At 71.8% G+C, this 20412-nt stretch carries 18 protein-coding genes; 11 read left to right on the plus strand and 7 right to left on the minus strand.

Going from position 1 to position 20412, the window contains the following annotated elements; all coding sequences use genetic code 11:
• The first annotated feature begins 71 nt into the window (after positions 1 to 71).
• Positions 72 to 1067 (plus strand): TerC family protein, encoded by a 996-nt coding sequence (locus OG730_RS31005; protein ID WP_327307326.1) that lies wholly within the window; start codon positions 72 to 74, stop codon positions 1065 to 1067.
• Positions 1068 to 1162: 95 nt separating this feature from the next.
• Entirely contained in the window at positions 1163 to 2380 is a 1218-nt protein-coding gene (locus OG730_RS31010; protein ID WP_327307327.1) for a serine hydrolase domain-containing protein, read from the plus strand.
• Positions 2381 to 2577: 197 nt separating this feature from the next.
• Here OG730_RS31010 and OG730_RS31015 read toward each other — a convergent pair whose 3' ends face one another.
• The 3 genes from OG730_RS31015 to OG730_RS31025 form a co-directional block, all read right to left on the minus strand.
• Positions 2578 to 3888, minus strand: coding sequence for an MFS transporter (locus OG730_RS31015; RefSeq protein ID WP_327309494.1), 1311 nt, complete (start codon positions 3886 to 3888; stop codon positions 2578 to 2580).
• A 179-nt stretch (positions 3889 to 4067) separates the two neighbouring features.
• Positions 4068 to 4724: an MBL fold metallo-hydrolase gene (locus OG730_RS31020; RefSeq protein WP_327307328.1), complete on the minus strand. Its 657-nt coding sequence runs from the start codon at positions 4722 to 4724 to the stop codon at positions 4068 to 4070.
• A 10-nt stretch (positions 4725 to 4734) separates the two neighbouring features.
• Positions 4735 to 5424 carry a maleylpyruvate isomerase family mycothiol-dependent enzyme gene (locus OG730_RS31025; RefSeq protein ID WP_327307329.1) on the minus strand — a complete coding sequence of 230 codons (690 nt, stop codon included), beginning with the start codon at positions 5422 to 5424 and terminating at the stop codon, positions 4735 to 4737.
• 187 nt (positions 5425 to 5611) lie between these two features.
• On the opposite strand from OG730_RS31025, the gene uvrA reads away from it, so the two are divergent.
• Positions 5612 to 8617, plus strand: a complete 3006-nt coding sequence (gene uvrA / locus OG730_RS31030) for an excinuclease ABC subunit UvrA (RefSeq protein ID WP_327307330.1) — start codon at positions 5612 to 5614, stop codon at positions 8615 to 8617.
• Positions 8618 to 8671: 54 nt separating this feature from the next.
• Here uvrA and OG730_RS31035 read toward each other — a convergent pair whose 3' ends face one another.
• Both OG730_RS31035 and OG730_RS31040 read right to left on the minus strand, forming a co-directional pair.
• The gene (locus OG730_RS31035; RefSeq protein WP_327307331.1) at positions 8672 to 9412 is read right to left on the minus strand and encodes a hypothetical protein; all 741 of its coding nucleotides are present in this window, start codon (positions 9410 to 9412) and stop codon (positions 8672 to 8674) included.
• Between the two features lie 92 nt (positions 9413 to 9504).
• Positions 9505 to 10155, minus strand: a complete 651-nt coding sequence (locus OG730_RS31040) for an NAD(P)-dependent oxidoreductase (RefSeq protein ID WP_327307332.1) — start codon at positions 10153 to 10155, stop codon at positions 9505 to 9507.
• A gap of 112 nt (positions 10156 to 10267) precedes the next feature.
• On the opposite strand from OG730_RS31040, the gene OG730_RS31045 reads away from it, so the two are divergent.
• The gene (locus tag OG730_RS31045; RefSeq protein WP_327307333.1) at positions 10268 to 10873 is read left to right on the plus strand and encodes a TetR/AcrR family transcriptional regulator; all 606 of its coding nucleotides are present in this window, start codon (positions 10268 to 10270) and stop codon (positions 10871 to 10873) included.
• Here OG730_RS31045 and OG730_RS31050 read toward each other — a convergent pair.
• Positions 10848 to 11765, minus strand: coding sequence for a carbohydrate kinase family protein (locus OG730_RS31050; RefSeq protein WP_327307334.1), 918 nt, complete (start codon positions 11763 to 11765; stop codon positions 10848 to 10850). The two genes, OG730_RS31045 and OG730_RS31050, sit on opposite strands and share 26 nt — an antisense overlap.
• Positions 11766 to 11878: 113 nt before the next feature.
• Here OG730_RS31050 and OG730_RS31055 point away from each other — a divergent pair, with 113 nt between their 5' ends.
• A complete protein-coding gene (locus tag OG730_RS31055) occupies positions 11879 to 12310 on the plus strand; it encodes a Rieske (2Fe-2S) protein (RefSeq protein ID WP_327307335.1) in 432 nt (143 codons plus the stop codon).
• 80 nt (positions 12311 to 12390) lie between these two features.
• Here the strand turns inward: OG730_RS31055 and OG730_RS31060 are convergent, their stop codons facing one another.
• A complete protein-coding gene (locus OG730_RS31060) occupies positions 12391 to 13389 on the minus strand; it encodes a hypothetical protein (RefSeq protein ID WP_327307336.1) in 999 nt (332 codons plus the stop codon).
• Between the two features lie 239 nt (positions 13390 to 13628).
• Between OG730_RS31060 and OG730_RS31065 the strand changes: the two genes are divergently transcribed.
• From OG730_RS31065 to whiA, 6 genes are all read left to right on the plus strand, one after another.
• Positions 13629 to 14279: a papain-like cysteine protease family protein gene (locus OG730_RS31065; RefSeq protein ID WP_327307337.1), complete on the plus strand. Its 651-nt coding sequence runs from the start codon at positions 13629 to 13631 to the stop codon at positions 14277 to 14279.
• Positions 14280 to 14283: 4 nt separating this feature from the next.
• The gene (locus tag OG730_RS31070; protein WP_327307338.1) at positions 14284 to 15120 is read left to right on the plus strand and encodes a hypothetical protein; all 837 of its coding nucleotides are present in this window, start codon (positions 14284 to 14286) and stop codon (positions 15118 to 15120) included.
• A 128-nt stretch (positions 15121 to 15248) separates the two neighbouring features.
• A complete protein-coding gene (gene uvrC, locus OG730_RS31075) occupies positions 15249 to 17309 on the plus strand; it encodes an excinuclease ABC subunit UvrC (protein WP_327307339.1) in 2061 nt (686 codons plus the stop codon).
• Positions 17306 to 18310, plus strand: a complete 1005-nt coding sequence (gene rapZ / locus OG730_RS31080) for an RNase adapter RapZ (protein WP_327307340.1) — start codon at positions 17306 to 17308, stop codon at positions 18308 to 18310. The genes uvrC and rapZ overlap by 4 nt, the downstream gene beginning before the upstream one ends.
• Complete coding sequence (locus tag OG730_RS31085; RefSeq protein WP_327307341.1) at positions 18307 to 19380, plus strand: gluconeogenesis factor YvcK family protein; 1074 nt, start codon at positions 18307 to 18309, stop codon at positions 19378 to 19380. Before rapZ ends, OG730_RS31085 begins: the two co-directional genes overlap by 4 nt.
• On the plus strand, positions 19371 to 20372 hold the full coding sequence (whiA, locus tag OG730_RS31090; protein ID WP_112449750.1) for a DNA-binding protein WhiA: 1002 nt from the start codon (positions 19371 to 19373) through the stop codon (positions 20370 to 20372). Before OG730_RS31085 ends, whiA begins: the two co-directional genes overlap by 10 nt.
• The last annotated feature ends 40 nt before the right edge of the window (positions 20373 to 20412 follow it).

Consider the following 20412-nt stretch of genomic DNA (forward strand, 5'->3'; position numbering starts at 1 on the left):
CGGGTGGAAGAGACCTCCGGCAGCGATGACGCTGACAAAGTTCTGAGCCATCTGCCGGAGGCGTGTTCATAGTGGACGTTTCGTTGACTCTCTGGGTGCTGACCATTCTCGGTCTGGGCATCCTCATCGGCGCCGATTTCTTCATCGGCCGCAAGCCGCACGACGTCTCCATGAAGGAGGCGGGCATCTGGACGGTCGTCTGGATCGTCCTCGCGGTGCTCTTCGGTCTCGGCCTGCTGGTGTTCGGGCACGGCCAGGCCTCGCAGGAGTTCTTCGCCGGTTTCATCACCGAGAAGTCCCTCAGCGTGGACAACCTCTTCGTCTTCGTCCTGATCATGGCGAAGTTCGCGGTGCCCTCGCAGCTCCAGCAGCGCGTGCTGCTGATCGGCGTGCTGATCGCCCTGGTCCTGCGCGCCATCTTCATCGCCGCCGGCGCCGCGATCATCACCAACTTCTCGTGGGTCTTCTACATCTTCGGCGCGTTCCTCATCTACACCGCGTGGAAGCTGATCCAGGAAGCCCGCAAGGACGAGGAGGAAGAGGAGTTCGAGGAGAACCGCCTCCTGAAGTCCATCGAGAAGAAGTTCGGAGTCTCCGACCGCTACCACGGCACGAAGCTCTTCATCCAGAACAACGGCAAGCGCATCATGACCCCGCTGATGGTCGTCATGCTCGCCATCGGCACCACCGACGTGCTGTTCGCCCTGGACTCGATCCCCGCGATCTTCGGCCTCACCCAGGACCCGTACATCGTCTTCACCGCGAACGCCTTCGCGCTGATGGGTCTGCGCCAGCTGTACTTCCTCATCGGCGGCCTGCTCAAGAAGCTGGTCCACCTCAGCTACGGCCTCTCCGTCATCCTCGGCTTCATCGGCATCAAGCTCGTGCTGCACGCCCTGCACGAGTCGGGCCTGCACGTCCCGCAGATCTCCATCCCGGTCTCCCTCGGCGTCATCTGCGGCGTCCTGGTGATCACCACGATCACCAGCCTGATCGCCTCGAAGAAGCAGGCGGAGGCCGAAGCGGCCGAGGCCGCCGCGGCCGGCCCGGAGCGCATCGAGGCCTGATCCGGTGCCACCCCGGCCGCCGCGCGACCGGGGTGGCGCGGGCCTAGGCTGGTGGGACGTTTCTCCCTCGTCGTCGTACGACAGGAGGCCGACCCATGAGGCCGACCCGCATCAGGATGCGCAGGGCCTGTGTGGCGGTTGCCGCCGCAGGCCTGCTCATCACCCCGGCCGTCGCGGGCTCCGCGTACGGGGCGACCGCCCCGTCCGTGTCCGCGGCCCCGTCACCGTCCGGCGATACGGAGTTCCCGCAGCTCACCCCGGCCGTCGCGGCCCGACTGGACGCGGCGATCCGCCAGGTCATGGACCTGACGAAGGTGCCGGGCGTGACCGTGGGGCTGTGGGCCCCCGGCAAGGGCAGCTACGTGAAGTCCTTCGGCGTGGCCGACAAGGCGACCGGCGCACCCATGACGCCCGATCTCGGGGTGCGCATCGGCAGCGAGACCAAGACCTTCACGGTCACGGCCCTCCTCCAGCTCGTCGACCAGGGCAAGCTCGCCCTCGACGACCCGATCGGCAAGTACATCAGCGGCGTCCCCAACGGGGACCGCATCACCCTGCGCGAACTGGCGGGCATGCGCAGCGGGCTCTTCAACTACAGCGAGGACCCGGGCTTCGACAAGGAGCTCAACGGCACCTCCGTCTTCACCCCTCAGCAACTGCTCGACATCTCCTTCAAGCACCCGGTGAACTTCGAGCCGGGCGCGAAGTTCGAGTACTCCAACACCAATCTGATCCTGCTCGGCCTGCTGGTGGAGAAGATCACCGGCCGGCCGCTCCAAGAGGTCATCGCGCAGGACGTCGTCAAGCCCGCGGGGCTGGGCGGGCGGACCCTCCTTGCGACGGGGACGACGTTCCCCGAGCCGCACGCGCACGGCTACACGAACGATCTGCCCGGCGGCAAGATCGTGGACGCGACGAACTTCGACCCGTCCTGGGCCTGGGCCGCCGGAGCGATGGCCTCCGACCTCCAGGACCTGCGCAGCTGGGCCAAGACCCTGGCCACCGGCACGCTGCTGACCCCCGCGACCCAGGCCGAGCGCCTGAAGACCCAGCCGATCGGCATCATCCCCGGCGACGGCTACGGGCTCGGCATCTTCAACGTCCAGGGCTGGCTCGGCCACAACGGCTCGCTCCCCGGATACGAGACGCTCACCGTCTACCTGCCGGAGGAGCAGGCGACCATGGTCATCCTGCTCACCACCGACGACCTGTACAAGGGCCAGGAGCCCAGCACCCTCTTCGGCGAGGCGGTCACCAATATCGTCACCCCCGGTCACCTGTACCCGGGCCACAAGCCGGTGGAGACCAAGTAGCGGCCGGAGGGCGGGGCTAGGCCGTCTCTTTCGGATCTTGCCGGGCCCGCGACGCCTGGCACCGCGCCTGGCCGCACTGCCGAGGCGGCCACGTACGCCCAGTACGCGAGCGCCCCGACAGCACGCCCAGGCACGGCACCAGACGCCGTGGACTCGGCCGACAAGATCCGAAAGAGACGACCTACACGGCTCTACGGCTATGCGGGGGCGGTCGCTTCGGCCGCCCCCTTCTGCGCCTCCGCACCCGTCCGCTGCCGGACGACCGCCGGGTTGGTCTCCGGCAGCCGCGCGAAGCAGGCCAGCGAGACCAGGGCGATCGCCGTCAGGTAGACGGCGACGGCCCACGGCGGGCCGGAGCCGTCCGCCAGCGCCGTCGCCACGATCGGGGTCAGCGCACCGCCCAGCACCCCGCCGAGGTTGTAGCCGACGGCCGCCCCCGTGCAGCGGATGCGCGGGGCGTACAGCTCGGGCAGGTAGGCGCCCACCACCGCGAACATCGTCACCATCCCGAGCAGGGCGCCGAAGAGGCCCACGGTCATCAGGAGCGGGTCCGCGGTGCGCAGCAGCGCCACGAACGGGAACATCCACAGCGCGGACGCCGCGCAGCCCGCCAGGCACAGCGGGCGCCGGCCGTAGCGGTCGCCGAGCACCGCGATCACCGGAGTGGCCGCCCCCTTGAGGGCGACGGCCACCATGATGCAGGCCAGCATCACCGAGCGGTGCACGCCGAGGTGCTCGGTGGCGTAGGCGAGGGACCAGGTGGTGACCGCGTAGAAGACGGCGTAGCCCACGGCCAGTGCCCCGCCGGTCAGCAGGAGCAGCCGCCAGTGGCCCCGTAGGACCTCCGTCAGCGGGGCCTCGGCCCGGCGGCCGGTCTCGGTCAGCGCACGGAACTGCGGGGTCTCCTCCACCGAGCGGCGCAGCCACAGCCCGGTCAGGGCCAGCAGCCCCGCCACCCAGAACGGCACCCGCCAGCCCCAGGCGGCGAACTGCCCGTCGGACAGCGTGCTCGACAGGATCAGCATCAGGCCGTTGGCCAGCAGGAACCCGACCGCCGGGCCCATCTGCGGGAAGCTCGACCAGAGCCCGCGACGCCCCTCGGGGGCGTGCTCGGAGGTCAGCAGGACCGCGCCGCCCCACTCCCCGCCGAGGCCGAGGCCCTGGAGGAAGCGCAGCAGGACCAGCAGGATCGGCGCGGCCATCCCGATGGAGGCGTACGAGGGCACGCAGCCCACCGCCACCGTGGCGAGACCGGTGAGCAGCAGGGAGGCGAGCAGCACCGGGCGGCGGCCGTACCGGTCGCCGATGTGGCCGAAGACGGCGGAGCCGAGGGGCCGGGCGAGGAAGCCGACGCCGAAAGTGCCGAAGGCGGCGAGGGTACCGGCGAGCGGGGAGAAGGAGGGGAAGAAGAGCGGGCCGAGCACCAGGGCGGCGGCGGTGCCGTAGACGAAGAAGTCGTAGAACTCGATGGCGGTGCCGACGAGGGAGGCCGCGGCGAGCCGGAGCATCGAGGGGGCGGCCGGGGCGGCTTCGGCCGGGGCGTCTTCGGCCTTGGAGGGGGGAGCGGGGGAGGGGTCGTGTTGCATGGTGCAGCAATTACCCCGCCCCGCACCCTCAGGACGTGCGTTCGGTCATCAATGACCGGAAGGGAGTGCGGTCCGGCGCGAGGTTGACGCGCCGGAGCGGTTCACCAGCCGCGCTCGCGCCATTCGGCGAGGTGGGGACGCTCGGCGCCGAGCGTGGTGTCGTTGCCGTGGCCTGGATAGACCCAGGTCTCGTCGGACAGTTCGCCGAACAGCTTGGTCTCCACGTCGTCGAGCAGGCTGGTGAAGGCCTTCTGGTCGCCCGAGGTGTTGCCGACGCCGCCCGGGAACAGGCAGTCACCGGTGAACACGTGCGCGTGGCCGTGCGGGTCGTCGTAGACCAGCGCGATCGAGCCGGGGGTGTGACCGACCAGGTGGCGGGCGGTCAGCGTGACCCGGCCGACCGTGATCGTGTCCCCGTCCTCGACGGGCACGTCGGTGGCGACCGGGATGCCCTCCGCGTCGAAGCGGCCCGCGTACGTCCGCGCGCCGGTCGCCTCGACCACCTCCGCCAGTGCGCCCCAGTGGTCGCCGTGCTGGTGGGTGGTGACCACCGAGGCGATGCCGCCGTCGCCGATCAGGCTCAGCAGGGTCGCCGGCTCCGCGGCCGCGTCGATGAGCAGCTGCTCGTCGGTGGCCCGGCAGCGCAGCAGGTAGGCGTTGTTGTTCATGCCGCCCACCGCGACTTTGGAAATCATCAGGTCCGAGAGTTCGTGCACGTCGGCCGGACCGCCGACCTTGACCGCTCCGCTGTACGTCATGGACTGAATCCTAGAGCGGAGGGAGGGCCGGCAGGGGGCCGCCCTCGGTGGTCAGGGAGGCGCCCTTGTCCCCGCGGCCGGCCAGCCAGCCCAGGAGCGCGGCGGCGGCGCCGGTGACGGTGACGGCCGGGTCGCCGGCGGAGCCGGTCCGCCAGTGGCGCCCGTCGGTGGCGGACAGGGCGGTGGGCGGCACGTCCGGGCGTCCGGACCAGCGCTCGGCGAGGAACTCGATCTCCCGGCCGGTGAACTCCCCGGGGAGGTCGGAGAGCTCGTAGCCGATGTCCAGGTCGACGTGGTGCAGCTCGACCTCGATGAGGCGGCGGAAGGGGACGCGGGCCGCCGAGTCGGTGACGCCGTTGCGCAGTTCGACGGTGCGGGTCCAGTCCTGCGGCGCCGCGGCCACGGCCTGCCAGCGGTCCGCGGAATTCCGTACGTCCTCCAGCTGTTCCAGCAGAGGACGCCCCGCATCACGCTCGATGTCGGACTCCCGGGAGGTGGCGCTCTCGTACATCGGGCGGCCCTCGAAGACCTCGACCAGGGCGTCCGCGTTCCGGGCTAGGTGGGCCAGGACGTGTCCGCGGCTCCAGCCGGGGAGACGTGACTCTTCGGCCAGCTTCGCGTTGTCCAGCTTCGCGACCGCGGTCAGCAGCCGATCGGTGGCCTCATGAACGGATCGCAGGTCGTGCGCATGATCAATCATGCGGCCGAGCCTAGTGGCCGAGGGGTCCTCGCCACACGATCGGGTGAAGAGGGCTGCGGAGTGCCGGAAATCGAATGCACGTGCTATACGCTCGGAGTCCAGTCTCCCACTCCACCGCAGAGGCGCCCCCCAATACCCTGGGACGGGGGCCAGTGCCCCCGCTCTCTCAAGAAAGGTGCGGACCGGCGTGACCGACCGTCTCATCGTTCGTGGCGCTCGCGAGCACAACCTCAAGAACGTCTCTCTTGACCTGCCGCGCGACTCGCTCATCGTCTTCACCGGACTCTCCGGGTCGGGCAAGTCCTCCCTGGCCTTCGACACGATCTTCGCCGAGGGCCAGCGCCGCTACGTCGAGTCGCTCTCCTCGTACGCCCGCCAGTTCCTCGGGCAGATGGACAAGCCCGACGTCGACTTCATCGAGGGCCTCTCCCCGGCCGTCTCCATCGACCAGAAGTCCACCTCGCGCAACCCCCGCTCCACCGTCGGCACCATCACCGAGGTCTACGACTACCTCCGCCTGCTCTTCGCGCGCATCGGCAAGCCCCACTGCCCCGAGTGCCGCCGGCCGATCTCGCGGCAGTCGCCGCAGGCGATCGTCGACAAGGTGCTCGCGCTGCCCGAGGGCAGCCGCTTCCAGGTGCTCTCGCCGCTGGTGCGCGAGCGCAAGGGCGAGTTCGTCGACCTCTTCGCCGACCTCCAGACCAAGGGCTACAGCCGTGCCCGGGTGGACGGGGAGACGATCCAGCTCTCCGAGCCGCCCACGCTGAAGAAGCAGGAGAAGCACACCATCGAGGTGGTCATCGACCGCCTCACCGTCAAGGACAGCGCCAAGCGCCGGCTGACGGACTCCGTGGAGACCGCCCTCGGGCTGTCGGGCGGCATGGTGATCCTGGACTTCGTCGACCTCGCCGAGGACGACCCCGAGCGTGAGCGGATGTACTCCGAGCACCTCTACTGCCCGTACGACGACCTCTCCTTCGAGGAGCTGGAGCCGCGCTCCTTCTCCTTCAACTCGCCCTTCGGCGCCTGCCCCGAGTGCACCGGCATCGGTACGCGCATGGAGGTGGACCCGGAGCTGATCGTCCCGGACGAGGACAAGTCCCTGGACGAGGGCGCGGTCTCCCCGTGGGCGCTCGGCCACACCAAGGACTACTTCCAGCGGCTGATCGGCGCGCTCGCCGGGGAACTCGGCTTCCGCACGGACATCGCGTGGGCCGGCCTGCCGCTGCGGGCCAAGAAGGCCCTGCTCTACGGCCACAAGACCCAGATCGAGGTGCGCTACCGCAACCGGTACGGGCGCGAGCGGGCCTACACCACGGCCTTCGAGGGCGCGGTGCCGTTCGTCAAGCGGCGCCACTCGGAGTCCGAGAGCGACGCCAGCCGCGAGCGCTTCGAGGGCTACATGCGCGAGGTGCCCTGTCCCACCTGCCAGGGCACCCGGCTCAAGCCGATCGTGCTCGCGGTGACGGTCATGGACCGCTCGATCGCGGATGTCGCCGCGATGTCGATCAGCGAGTGCGCGGACTTCCTCGGGCGCCTCAAGCTCGACGCCCGCGACAAGAAGATCGCCGAGCGGGTCCTCAAGGAGGTCAACGAGCGGCTCCGCTTCCTCGTCGACGTCGGCCTGGACTACCTCTCGCTCAACCGCGCCGCCGGCACCCTCTCGGGCGGCGAGGCCCAGCGCATCCGCCTCGCCACCCAGATCGGCTCCGGCCTGGTGGGCGTGCTGTACGTGCTGGACGAGCCCTCCATCGGCCTGCACCAGCGGGACAACCACCGCCTGATCGAGACCCTCGTCCGGCTCCGGGACATGGGCAACACGCTCATCGTCGTCGAGCACGACGAGGACACCATCAAGGTGGCCGACTGGGTCGTCGACATCGGTCCCGGCGCCGGCGAGCACGGTGGCAAGGTCGTGCACAGTGGCTCCCTGAAGGAGCTGCTGAAGAACCCCGAGTCGATCACCGGTCAGTACCTGTCCGGCAAGCGGTCCATCCCGCTCCCGGACGTACGCCGACCCGTGGACCCGTCGCGCAAGCTCACGGTCCACGGCGCCAAGGAGAACAACCTCCAGGACATCGACGTGTCCTTCCCGCTGGGCGTGCTCACGGCGGTGACGGGCGTATCGGGCTCCGGCAAGTCGACGCTGGTCAACGACATCCTGTACACGCACCTCGCCCGCGAGCTCAACGGCGCGCGTTCGGTGCCGGGGCGGCACACGCGGGTGGACGGCGACGACCTCGTCGACAAGGTCGTGCACGTCGACCAGTCGCCGATCGGCCGGACCCCCCGGTCCAACCCGGCCACGTACACCGGTGTCTTCGACCACGTCCGCAAGCTCTTCGCGGAGACGATGGAGGCGAAGGTGCGCGGCTACCTGCCGGGCCGCTTCTCCTTCAACGTGAAGGGCGGCCGGTGCGAGAACTGCTCCGGCGACGGCACGATCAAGATCGAGATGAACTTCCTGCCGGACGTGTACGTCCCGTGCGAGGTCTGCCACGGCGACCGGTACAACCGGGAGACGCTGGAGGTCCACTACAAGGGCAAGTCCATCGCCGAGGTCCTGAACATGCCGATCGAGGAGGCCGCCGGCTTCTTCGAGGCCGTTCCGACGATCTCGCGGCACCTGAAGACGCTGAACGAGGTGGGGCTCGGGTACGTCCGCCTCGGCCAGTCGGCACCGACCCTGTCGGGCGGCGAGGCGCAGCGCGTGAAGCTGGCCTCGGAGCTCCAGAAGCGCTCGACGGGCCGGACGGTCTACGTCCTGGACGAGCCGACGACGGGTCTGCACTTCGAGGACATCTCGAAGCTGATCAAGGTGCTGTCGGGGCTGGTCGACAAGGGCAACACGGTGATCGTCATCGAGCACAACCTCGATGTCGTCAAGACCGCGGACTGGGTCGTGGACATGGGCCCCGAGGGTGGTTACGGAGGCGGCCTCGTCGTCGCCGAGGGCACGCCGGAGCAGGTCGCCTCGGTGGGCGCGAGCCACACGGGCAAGTTCCTGCGGGACATCCTGGGCGCGGACCGGGTGCTGGACGGTGCGGGGGCGGCCGCTCCCGTGAAGAAGGCGGCCGCGCGCAAGAAGGCGGCTCCCGCCGCCGCGAAGAAGGCCGTGGCGAAGAAAGCCGTGGCGAAGGAGGCGGCCGCCGCCGCGCCCGCTAAGAAGGCCACGCGGGCGCGCAAGGCGTAGTCCTCAGGAGGCGGCGCCGGTCCCGTTGGGGGAGCGGCGCCGCCTTCCGGGCTCCTACGGGCTGGGGGCGCCGCCGATGAGGTAGTCCACCCGGCGCCGCAGTCCGTTCCAGCGCCGGTCGTGGTGATAGGCCCTTCTCATCGCCCGGGCCCGGGCTGTGGCCCGGCCGCGGTAGAGGCGCCGGGCCCACGGGGACGTCGGGCGTGCCAGCCGTACGGCGGCGACCATCGCGATGAGCGGAACGACCGCGCCGAGAACGGCCATCCGGGGTTTCCCCTTGAACAGGGCCACGACCGCGAACAGCAGGTTCACCACCACCGTGGCGACCGCCGTCAGCCGGTTGCGCTCCTCGACGGGCGTCAGCCCGTCCACCCCCAGCGGAAGGAACCCGCAGAGCAGCAGCGACGCGAGCGCCGCGGTCATGATCACGACCTCGATGCTGATCGTGCCCTGCTTGGTCCAGTAGACGTCGCTCAGGTGCAGGATCAGCGCGAACTCGTCCAGGACCAGCCCCGTGCCCATCCCGAACAGCACCGCCGCCACCGAGGCCCCCCACCCCGACCGGCCGGCCGAGGCGATGCCCGTGAAACCGCCGACGGTCATCAGGATCACTCCCGGAACGGCGTGGTGGACGTGCAGCCCGCCCGGAGTGACGTTGCGGAACGGTCCCTTGCCCGCGCGGATCATCCGGGTGATGACCCGGGTCACGGCGAAGGCGAGCACGAACGCCGACAGTGCGAGGAGCAGCGGCAGCTTCCCGGGCTCCAGGACATTGCGGTACCACCAGTGGCCCATGCCGTCACCCTCCCGGCCGGGGGCGCACCCCGCACGACGGGAACCGCCGTTAGGGGGCCCGGCCGGAGCGGCGCGAGCGCCGCACGGGGCCGTCAGGCGGCGACGCCGATGGCGTGGCCCGACGTCGAGGGGTCGGACAGGGTGGTCAGGAGGGCGTCCGCGACGTCCGCGCGGGCGATCACCTTGCCGCCCGGCACGTTGGCGTCGACCGCCCGCCGGTAGGTCCCCGTGTACGGCCGGTCCAGCAGCCGCGGCGGCCGGATCACCGTCCACCGCGTACGGCTGGCGGAGATGGCCGCCTCCATGACCGTGAGGTCCGCGTACACGTCCCGCAGCGCCCTGCGCAGCAGCGGGTAGACCAGCACCCGGGTGAGCGCGCCGTCCTCCGGGGATTCGGGGCCCAGCGGCGCCGCGCTGACCGCCGACAGGCGGCTCACCCCGGCCCGGTCCATCGCGGAGACGATCGACCGCCGGGCCGGGCCGGCGATGGGGGTGAGCCTGGCCTGCTTGTTGCTCGCCGGGCCGAGCGCGGAGACCACCGCCTCCTGCCCCTCCAGCACCCGCACGACCGCGTCCTCGTCGGTGAGGTCCCGTACGACCGCCACCCGCAGCCGGTCGTGCGCCGGTACGTCCAGCCGGGCCGGGTCGCGGACGACCGCCGTCACCTCGTGACCCGCTTCGAGCGCCTGCCGGACCACTTCGTGGCCGATCCCGCCCGTGGCTCCGAACACCGTGAGTTTCATTCCGACTCCCACATTTCGCGTGACGCATGACGTGTGGCGCATGACGTGTGGCGCATGACGGAGAGGGGTGGGTGAGTATTCACTCACCCCTCACTACCGCTATGGTGAGTGAATGCTCACCCCGAAGTCAAGCCGCTCCACCCCGGAGCGCCTGCTCGATGCCGCCGAAACCCTGATGCGCACCACGGGGCTGGCCAACGCCACCACGAAGGCCATCGCCCGGGAGGCGGGCTGCTCGGAGGCCGCGCTCTACAAGTACTTCGCGAACAAGGAAGAGCTGTTCGTCCGCGTGCTGATGGAGCGGCGCCCCAACGCCGGCGCGATGATGGCGGCGCTGACCAGCGACCCGGGGGACCAGTCGGCCGAGGAGCGGCTCACCGAGATCGCCCGGTACGCCTCGCTCTTCTACGCCGAGGCCATGCCCATGGCAGGCTCGCTCTTCGCCGATCCCGTCCTGCTCGCCCGCCACAGGGAGGGCGTACGGAGCATCGGCGCGGGTCCGCACGTGGTGCTGGAGGCCCTCACCGGCCATCTGTTCCGCGAGCTCGAACGCGGCAGGCTGCGCCCCGACGCCGACCCGGCGGCCGCGGCCGCGCTGCTGCTCGGCGCCTGCTTCCAGCGGGCCTTCTTCCTGCACTTCTCCGGGCCCGACACCGTCGGCCCCGTCGAGGAGTTCGCCCCCGCCGTCGCCGCTACGGTGTGGGCCGCCCTGCGCTGAGGTCGGCGGCGTACGGAGGCTCCGCGCCGGCCCGGGTGCAGGTCAGCGCGGCCGCCGCGGCGGCGTAGGACAGCACCCCGGGCCAGTCCACCGGGCCCGGGAGCCCCGCGCCGCCCGCGCCGACCGCTTCGCCCGCGAGCCGGTGGAGCAGGGCCGCGTTCACGGTGTCGCCCGCGCCGATGGTGTCCACCACCGCGACCCGGCGGGCCGGTACCGAGTGCTCCGCGCCCTCCCGCGTCCACACCGTCAGGCCGCCCGCGCCCCGGGTGAGCACCACCGCCGACGGGCCCGCCGCCAGCCAGTCGCCGGCCCGGCCGCCCAGCCACGCCGCGTCCTCCTCCGACAGCTTCAGCACGCCGACGTGCGGCAGCCAGGACAGGAAGCGGGCCCGGTAGGCCGCCGGGTCGGCGATCAGCGCCGGGCGGATGTTGGGGTCGAGCAGGGTCAGCAGCCCGCGCCCGGATTCCCGGCGCAGCAGGGTCTCGTAGGCGCTCGCCCCGGGCTCCAGGACCAGCGAACAGGTGCCGAGCGCGAGGGCCCGTACGCCCTCGGGGAGCGCGGGCGGCAGCCGGAACAGCCGGTCGGCCGTGCCCTCGACGTAGAACCCGTACGCCGCCGAGCCGTCCGGTGCCAGCGAGGGCACCGCCAGCGTGGTCGGCTCCGGTCCGCGCTGGACCAGCGAGAGGTCCACCCCGGCCGCGCGCAGCCCGTCGAGCAGCGAGGCGCCGAAGCCGTCCGTGGAGATCCGGGAGCAGAAGGCGACCGGTGCGCCGAGCCGGCCCAGGGCGAGCGCGGTGTTGTACGGTCCGCCGCCCGGCCGCGGCAGCAGGGCGCCCGACGGTCCTTCGACGGGCACCAGGTCGATCAGGGCTTCTCCACCGACGACGATCACGCGGGGGAAGCTACCCCATCGGGCGCGGGTATCGTCGGGTGGGCCCGCCGGGCCCGGCCGTGCCGATTCCGGCCCCGCCGTATCCGCACGCCGCCTCGTTCCGGGAGAACCGCATGTCCGCCTCGCAGTCCGCCGCCCGCCGTACCGTCCTCAAGGGCGCCGCCGCGATCGTCGGAGCCGTCGGCGGCGGCGCTGCGCTCACCGCCTGCTCGACCGCGACCAACAGCGGCTCCGGTTCCCCGGCGGTCCCCGCCCAGCCCGTCGAGCTGGGGGCGGCGGCCGAGGTCCCGGTCGGCGGCGCGAAGCTGTTCCGGGAGAAGAAGCTCGTGGTCAGCTGCGCGGAGGCGGGCCAGTACAAGGCCTTCAGCGCCCAGTGCACCCACTCGGGCTGCGTCCTGGACAAGATTGTCGAAGGTGAGGGCAACTGCCCGTGCCACGGCAGCCGCTTCGACGTGACCACGGGCCAGGTGCTGCGCGGCCCGGCCACCGAGCCGCTGCCCGAGGTCCCGGTGAAGGTCGAGGGCGGCAACCTCGTCGCGGGCTGACGGGCTGACGGGCTGACGGGCTGACGGGCTGACGGGCTGACGAGTTGGCGGGCTGACCGGCTGGAGCGCCGGGCCGGCGCTCACTCCCAGTCCCACCCGATCCCCAGGATCCCGCGCCGCACCCCCTGCTCCACCAGGTGCACGGCCCGGTACGGTCCGCTCGGGTTCAGGTCCACGAGCCGCCCGCGCGGCGCGTCCGCCCCGCTGCGCGTGAAGCGGCGGCAGCGCACCGGCAGCGCGGCCTCGTCGAAGCGGACCTGGAGCACGTACTGCCCGCCCGTGTAGCTGAAGCCGCGCACGTACTCGCTGCTGCGGCCGGCGGTGCCGTCCTCGAAGCCGTAGCCGAAGACGTAGGTGTCCCCGGCGCGCAGCCGGGTGTCGAAGAGCAGTTCGGCGACGACCAGCTCGGCTTCGGGGTGGCGGCGGACGCGCCCGGTCCGGCAGTTCTCGTCGGCCCGCACCCGGATCCGCCGGGGATCGCAGCCCGGGTCGCCGTGGTGCACCGCGACGTACCGGTCGACCCCGTCGCGGTGGGCCCGTACGACGTGCTGCGATTCGCGGCCGAGGAGTTCCCCGGCGGGCCCGATCCACACCCGCTCGTGATGGCCGACGGTGTGCAGGCCGCCGTCCGCGGGCAGTTCCATGCCGGCCAGCAGCCCCTCCACGGTCGCGCCCACGCTGAACAGCGCCCGGTACGAACGCGCGGGCGGCCGGGCCGTCCCGGGCGCGGCGGGATCCGGCGCGGCCAGCAGCCGCAGCAGGGCCCCCTCGGGCAGTTCCAGGATCTGCTCCAGGGCCCGTACGGCCTTCAGCGACTCGGGGCGGCCCGGCCGCCGGGCGCCCTGCTGCCAGTAACTGAGGCTCGTCACCCCGAGCTTGACGCCGCGGGCGGCGAGCCGGTGCTGCACCCGGTGCAGGGGCAGGCCGAGGGCGGCGAGGGCGGCGCGGAGCGCCAGGTGGAAGGGGCCGTCGCGCAGCAGGCGCGGCAGCTCCAGCGCGGCGTCCGCGCGGGCGCCGTCCGAAGCGGCGGTGTTCGCGGGGGCGCTGTCCGGGAAGGTGCCGTTCGCGCTCGACCGCATGGCGGCTCCTCCTGTGAACGTTCACGCGACGGGGTGCGGGTGCTCCGGCGGGTGACGCCCGCGGTCCCGGTGGGTCCAGGTGGGGTGACGGCGGACGTTCACACTCCGGCCCCACCGTTCACACCGTGATGTCACGCCGTATTGAAGCGTGTTGACCTGTTCCCGACAACACCCCGATGCTCCTCCACAGCGTCCGGACGCGCTCCTCCATCCCCGCTCCCCACAACGGGAGGAACGCGATGCGCCACCGCAACCGGCGGCTTTCCCTCGCCGCCTTCGTCACCGCCCTGCTCACCGCCTTGCTCGCCTTGCCCACCGCTGCCGCCACCGCCGCCGATGTCGCCGCCGGTACGGGCACCACGACCGCCATCTCATCCGTGGCCGCCGTACCCGCCGAGACCTCGGCGCTGGCGTCCAAGCGGCTGAACATCACCATGCAGGCCCAGCAGAAGACCAACTGGTGCTGGGCCGCCTCGGGCAACACCATCGCCACCTGGTTCGGCCGCACCTACAGCCAGAACCAGTTCTGCAACGCGGCGTTCAACCGCCAGCAGGGCTACGACTGCCCCAACAACCAGGCCAACCTGGCCAACGTGCAGACCGCCCTGCGCTGGGCCGGCATCAACTCCGGCTCCTACGTGACCGGCTGGCTCCAGTACTCCACCGTGCAGACCGAGATCAACGCCAACCGCCCGGTCGAGACCCGCATCCAGTGGTCCAACGGCGGCGGCCACATGCACGTGATCTACGGCTACGACACCGCGAACAGCTGGGTGTACTGGGGAGACCCATGGCCCTCCAGCGACCGCTACAACTGGGCCTCGCACGCCTGGTACGTGGACAACAGCACCTTCTCCTGGACCCACTCGCTCTACCGGATCGGGGCGTGACCCCATGAATCCCCGTGACCTCATGAAGGCCCGTCTCGCCGCCGCGGCCGTCGCCGCGACCGCCGTACTGGCCCTGGCCCCCGCCCAGGCGTCCGCGGCGCCCGTACCGCAGCCCCAGGCCGCCACCGCCGAGAACCTGGCCGCCGCCGGGCGGACGGCGGCGGCCCCCGACACCCTCGCCACCCTGTCGCGCTTCTTCGCCCGCGAGGGCAAGGTCTCGCTCGCCGCCGCGCGGCCCCGCATCGAGGGCGAGAGCGTTCCCGTGCACTACCTCTCCCCGGAGTTCGTCGCCGGGAAGGCGGGCGCGAGCGTGGCCCGGCTGGAGTTCCTCGCCAGCCAGGCCGTCTCCTCGGACGGACAGCAGGCCGCCCTGTGGACCGCGCAGACCGAAGCGGGCTGGCAGGTGGTGAACATCGCCACCGGCGACGACGAGTTCCGCTATGCGCGGCTCGGCGCGGCGAAACTCCCCGGCGGGACCGTGTTCCGCGAACCGCAGATCGACGCCTGGTACGTGGCCGGCGGCGACCGGGTCCTGCCCCTGGACGAGGACGCGGCCACCGCCGTCGGCGGGCAGGGCACGAGCCTGGCCGCCTACCGGACGCGGGTCGTGAAGGCCTACGGGGACAAGCTGCCGGGATCCGCCTACGGCAAGGCCGGCAAGGCCGGTGGCTTCGCCCCCACGGAAGCCACGCAAGCCACGCAAGCCACGGCGGCCTCCGCCACCACCGGGCCCGCCTCCGCCGGGCTCCCGATGACCGCCGGAGCCCTGGCTCTGGCGCTGGGCGCGGCCGGCGCGGTGGCCGCGCGGCGCGCCCGGCGGCAGCGGGTGGTGCGGGCGTAGCCACCCGGAGGGTCCGGCCGTCCGGCCGCCTGCCGGGCGGCCGGACCCTGCCCCGCGACCGGGAGGCCTCGGCCCGCGACCGGGAGGCCTCGGCCCGCTTGTCGGCGGGCGACAGTAGGGTGGTTGGCATGGCCGACCCTTCCAGCTACCGCCCCCAGCCGGGACAGGTCCCCGACTCCCCGGGGGTCTACAAATTCCGCGACGAGCACCGCCGGGTGATCTACGTCGGGAAGGCCAAGAGCCTGCGCCAGCGGCTGGCCAGCTACTTCCAGGACCTCGCCGGGCTGCACCCGCGCACCGCCACCATGGTGACCACGGCCGCCTCCGTCGAGTGGACCGTGGTCTCCACCGAGGTCGAGGCGCTCCAGCTCGAATACTCCTGGATCAAGGAGTTCGACCCCCGGTTCAACGTCAAGTACCGGGACGACAAGAGCTACCCCTCCCTCGCCGTCACCATGAACGAGGACTACCCGCGGGTCCAGGTCATGCGCGGACCCAAGAAGAAGGGCGTGCGCTACTTCGGCCCGTACGGGCACGCCTGGGCCATCCGCGAGACCGTCGACCTGATGCTCCGGGTCTTCCCCGTCCGCACCTGCTCCGCCGGTGTGTTCAAGCGGTCCGCCCAGATCGGCCGCCCGTGCCTGCTCGGGTACATCGGCAAGTGCGCCGCGCCCTGCGTCGGCCGGGTCACCCCCGAGGAGCACCGCGAACTCGCCGAGGACTTCTGCGACTTCATGGCCGGCCGCACCGGCACCTACCTCACCCGCCTCGAACAGCAGATGCACGAGGCCGCGGAGGAGATGGAGTACGAGAAGGCCGCCCGGCTGCGCGACGACATAGGGGCCCTGCGCCGGGCCATGGAGAAGAACGCGGTCGTGCTCGCCGACGCCACCGACGCCGACCTGTTCGCGGTGGCCGAGGACGAGCTCGAAGCGGCCGTGCAGATCTTCCACGTCCGCGGCGGCCGGGTCCGCGGCCAGCGCGGCTGGGTCACCGACAAGGTCGAGGCCGTGGACACCGCCGGACTCGTCGAGCACGCCCTGCAGCAGCTGTACGGGGAGGAGAAGGGCGAGTCCGTCCCCAAGGAGGTGCTGGTTCCGGCGCTCCCCGAGGACACCCCGGCCCTGAGCCAGTGGCTCGCCGAGCGGCGCGGTTCGCAGGTCAGCCTGCGCATCCCGCAGCGCGGGGACAAGAAGGCGCTGATGGAGACCGTCCACCGCAACGCCCAGCAGTCCCTCGCCCTGCACAAGACCAAGCGCGCCGCCGACCTCACCACCCGCTCGCGGGCCCTGGAGGAGATCGCCGAGGCCCTGGACCTGGACGGCGCGCCGCTGCGCATCGAGTGCTTCGACATCTCCCACCTCCAGGGCGACGACGTCGTGGCCTCGATGGTCGTCTTCGAGGACGGGCTCGCGCGCAAGGGCGAGTACCGGCGCTTCCAGATCAAGTCCTTCGAGGGCCAGGACGACGTCCGCTCCATGCACGAGGTCGTCTCCCGGCGCTTCCGCCGCTACCTCCAGGAGAAGCTGAAGACGGGGGAGTGGTCCCCCGAGTCCCCCGAGTCCTCCGAGTCCTCCGAGTCCCCCGGGGCCGCCGCCGGCGGGGAAGTCGACCGGGACACGCCCGAGGACGACGGACGCCCCAAGCGCTTCGCGTACCCGCCGCAGCTCGTCGTGGTCGACGGCGGGCAGCCCCAGGTGGCCGCCGCCAAGCGCGCCCTGGAAGAGCTGGGGATCGACGACGTCGCCGTGTGCGGCCTCGCCAAGCGGCTGGAGGAGGTCTGGCTGCCCGGGGAGGACGATCCGGTGGTGCTGCCCCGCAGCAGCGAGGGCCTGTACCTGCTCCAGCGGGTGCGTGACGAAGCCCACCGGTTCGCCATCCAGTACCAGCGCAACAAGCGGGGCAAGCGCCTGAAGGCCGGCCCCCTCGACGAGGTCCCCGGGCTCGGCGAGAGCCGCAAACTGGCCCTGATCAAGCACTTCGGTTCGGTGAAAAAGCTGAGACAGGCGACAATCGACCAGATCTGCGAGGTCCCGGGCATAGGCCGCAAGACGGCCGAGACCGTGGCCGTGGCCCTCGCCCAGGCGGTTCCCGCCGGTCCCGCCGTCAATACGGCGACCGGGGAGATCATTGAGGATGAGACACCCGCGTCCGCGGGAGCAGCATCCGATCGGGGGACCGAGCAATGACCGAGCGCGAAACCCGCCACGACCGAGGATCCGAGCAGGATTCCGGAACCGGCACCGCAGACATCGCATCCGAGTACGACCGAGACGGAGCACAGGTGAGTACGGGCACGACAGTGGAGCCCGGAGATACCGCCGAGGCGGCCATCCCCGAGCTGGTGATCATCTCCGGTATGTCCGGGGCCGGCCGCAGTACGGCGGCCAAGTGCCTGGAGGACCTCGGCTGGTTCGTCGTCGACAACCTCCCGCCCGCGCTGATCACCACCATGGTGGAACTCGGCGCCCGCTCGCAGGGCAACGTGGCGCGCATCGCCGTCGTCGTCGACGTCCGCGGCCGACAGTTCTTCGACGCGCTGCGCGAATCCCTCGCCGACCTGGAGACCCGCGGGGTCACCCGGCGGATCGTCTTCCTGGAGTCCTCGGACGACGCCCTCGTGCGCCGCTTCGAGTCGGTCCGCCGCCCGCACCCGCTCCAGGGCGACGGCCGCATCGTCGACGGCATCGCCGCCGAGCGCGACCTGCTGCGCGAGCTGCGCGGCGACGCCGACCTCGTCATCGACACCTCCAGCCTGAACGTGCACGAGCTGCGCGCCAAGATGGACGCCCAGTTCGCCGGCGACGAGGAGCCCGAGCTGCGGGCCACCGTCATGTCCTTCGGCTACAAGTACGGGCTCCCCGTCGACGCCGACCTCGTCGTCGACTGCCGCTTCATCCCCAACCCGCACTGGGTCCCGGAGCTGCGCCCCTTCACCGGCCTGAACGAGGAGGTGTCGGGCTACGTCTTCAGCCAGCCCGGCGCCAAGGAGTTCCTCGACCGCTACACCGAGCTGCTCCAGCTCATCGCCACCGGCTACCGCCGCGAGGGCAAGCGGTACGTGACCATCGCGGTCGGCTGCACCGGCGGCAAGCACCGCAGCGTCGCCATGTCGGAGAAGCTCGCCGCCCGCCTCGCCTCCGAAGGAGTCGAGACCGTCGTCGTCCACAGGGACATGGGGCGCGAGTGACCGGACGTACCATGCGGCTCCGCCGCCTGCGCCGCCTCACCACCGGCAAGGGGGAGGACGGCGCGGGCCGTACGGGCCTGCGCCGGGGCGAGGCGGCCTCCGAGGTGGCCGCGCCCAAGGTCGTGGCGCTGGGCGGCGGCATGGGCCTCTCGGCCTCGCTGACCGCCCTGCGCCGGATCACGGGTGAGCTGACCGCCGTCGTCACCGTCGCCGACGACGGCGGCTCCAGCGGCCGGCTGCGCGAGGAGCTCGGCGTCCTGCCGCCCGGGGACCTGCGCAAGGCGCTGGCCGCGCTGTGCGGTGACGACGACTGGGGGCAGACCTGGGCGCGGGTCATCCAGCACCGCTTCCAGTCCCAGGGCGACCTGCACGAGCACGCGGTCGGCAATCTGCTGATCGTCGCGCTGTGGGAACAGCTCGGCGACCCCGTCCAGGCCCTGGACCTCGTCGGCAAGCTGCTCGGCGCCCAGGGCCGGGTGCTGCCCATGTCGGCGGTTCCGCTGGAGCTCCAGGCCCTGGTCAAGGGCCACGATCCGGCCCGCCCCGAGGACGTGGACACCGTACGGGGGCAGGCCACCGTGGCGCTGACCCCCGGCGAGGTGCTCTCCGTACAGGTGGTGCCGAGCGACCCGCCGGCGGTGCCCGAAGCGGTCGCGGCGGTGCTCGACGCGGACTGGGTCGTGCTCGGTCCGGGGTCCTGGTTCTCCTCGGTGATCCCGCACCTGCTGGTGCCCGAACTGCTCGACGCGCTGGTCGAGACGAAGGCCCGCAGGGTGCTCTCGCTGAACCTCGCACCACAACCCGGCGAAACAGAGGGCTTCTCTCCGCAGCGTCATTTGGAGGTTTTGGCCCGACACGCCCCTAAACTCGCCCTGGACGTGGTGCTGGCCGATCAGGCCGCCGTGCCCGATCGCGAGTCCCTCGCCGATGCCGCAAAACGGTTCGGTGCCGCGGTCGAGCTGGCGCCGGTTGCCCGGCTGGACGGCTCTCCGAAGCATGATCCGGAGCTGCTGGCCGCCGCGTACGACCGTATTTTTCGGATGCATGGAAGGATCGGCCCATGGCGATGACGCCCGCGGTGAAGGATGAGATCGCCCGCCTGCCTGTCACCCGCACCTGCTGCAGGAAGGCGGAGGTCTCGGCGATCCTTCGGTTCGCGGGCGGGTTGCACCTGGTGAGCGGCCGGATCGTCATCGAGGCGGAACTGGACGCGGGGATCGCGGCCCGCCGCCTGCGCAAGGACATTCTGGAGATCTTCGGGCACTCCTCGGATCTCGTGATCATGGCTCCCGGCGGCCTGCGCCGGGGCAACCGGTACGTGGTCCGCGTGGTCGCCGGCGGCGACCAGCTGGCCCGCCAGACCGGCCTCGTGGACGGCCGCGGCCGTCCGATCCGGGGTCTCCCCCCACAGGTGGTCTCCGGGGCCACCTGCGACGCCGAGGCGGCCTGGCGCGGGGCCTTCCTGGCCCACGGCTCGCTGACCGAGCCGGGGCGCTCCTCCTCCCTGGAGGTCACCTGCCCCGGTCCGGAGGCCGCCCTGGCCCTGGTCGGCGCCGCCCGCCGGCTCTCCATCGCCGCGAAGGCCCGTGAGGTCCGCGGCGTGGACCGGGTCGTCGTACGGGACGGGGACGCCATCGGCGCCCTGCTGACCCGGCTCGGCGCCCACGACTCCGTGCTGGCCTGGGAGGAGCGGCGGATGCGGCGCGAGGTGCGCGCCACCGCCAACCGCCTGGCCAACTTCGACGACGCCAACCTGCGCCGCTCGGCGCGGGCCGCGGTGGCCGCCGGAGCGCGGGTCCAGCGGGCCCTGGAGATCCTCGCCGAGGAGGTCCCCGAGCACCTCGCCGCCGCCGGCCGGCTGCGCATGGAGCACAAGCAGGCCTCCCTGGAGGAGCTGGGCGCGCTCGCCGACCCGCCGCTGACCAAGGACGCGGTCGCCGGCCGGATCCGCCGCCTGCTGGCGATGGCCGACAAGCGGGCCCAGGACCTCGGGATCCCGGGCACCGAGTCGAACCTCGACCTCAGCGACAGCGAGGAGCTGGCCGACAACATGGCCGGCTGAGCGGAGAAAACACCTCCGAAAGGGGCTCGCACGATCACTC

The sequence above is a fragment of the Streptomyces sp. NBC_01298 genome (genome assembly GCF_035978755.1).
Classification (GTDB): Bacteria; Actinomycetota; Actinomycetes; order Streptomycetales; family Streptomycetaceae; genus Streptomyces.

What these genes read in the sequence shown, in the direction of transcription:
- OG730_RS31010 (WP_327307327.1), top strand. Translation starts at nt 1,163, where the DNA reads ATGAGGCCGACCCGCATCAGGATGCGCAGGGCCTGTGTGGCGGTTGCC.
- OG730_RS31015 (WP_327309494.1), bottom strand. Translation starts at nt 3,888, where the DNA reads ATGCTCCGGCTCGCCGCGGCCTCCCTCGTCGGCACCGCCATCGAGTTC.
- OG730_RS31020 (WP_327307328.1), bottom strand. Translation starts at nt 4,724, where the DNA reads ATGACGTACAGCGGAGCGGTCAAGGTCGGCGGTCCGGCCGACGTGCAC.
- OG730_RS31025 (WP_327307329.1), bottom strand. Translation starts at nt 5,424, where the DNA reads ATGATTGATCATGCGCACGACCTGCGATCCGTTCATGAGGCCACCGAT.
- OG730_RS31035 (WP_327307331.1), bottom strand. Translation starts at nt 9,412, where the DNA reads ATGGGCCACTGGTGGTACCGCAATGTCCTGGAGCCCGGGAAGCTGCCG.
- OG730_RS31040 (WP_327307332.1), bottom strand. Translation starts at nt 10,155, where the DNA reads ATGAAACTCACGGTGTTCGGAGCCACGGGCGGGATCGGCCACGAAGTG.
- OG730_RS31045 (WP_327307333.1), top strand. Translation starts at nt 10,268, where the DNA reads ATGCTCACCCCGAAGTCAAGCCGCTCCACCCCGGAGCGCCTGCTCGAT.
- OG730_RS31055 (WP_327307335.1), top strand. Translation starts at nt 11,879, where the DNA reads ATGTCCGCCTCGCAGTCCGCCGCCCGCCGTACCGTCCTCAAGGGCGCC.
- OG730_RS31060 (WP_327307336.1), bottom strand. Translation starts at nt 13,389, where the DNA reads ATGCGGTCGAGCGCGAACGGCACCTTCCCGGACAGCGCCCCCGCGAAC.
- OG730_RS31065 (WP_327307337.1), top strand. Translation starts at nt 13,629, where the DNA reads ATGCGCCACCGCAACCGGCGGCTTTCCCTCGCCGCCTTCGTCACCGCC.
- OG730_RS31070 (WP_327307338.1), top strand. Translation starts at nt 14,284, where the DNA reads ATGAATCCCCGTGACCTCATGAAGGCCCGTCTCGCCGCCGCGGCCGTC.
- uvrC (WP_327307339.1), top strand. Translation starts at nt 15,249, where the DNA reads ATGGCCGACCCTTCCAGCTACCGCCCCCAGCCGGGACAGGTCCCCGAC.
- rapZ (WP_327307340.1), top strand. Translation starts at nt 17,306, where the DNA reads ATGACCGAGCGCGAAACCCGCCACGACCGAGGATCCGAGCAGGATTCC.
- whiA (WP_112449750.1), top strand. Translation starts at nt 19,371, where the DNA reads ATGGCGATGACGCCCGCGGTGAAGGATGAGATCGCCCGCCTGCCTGTC.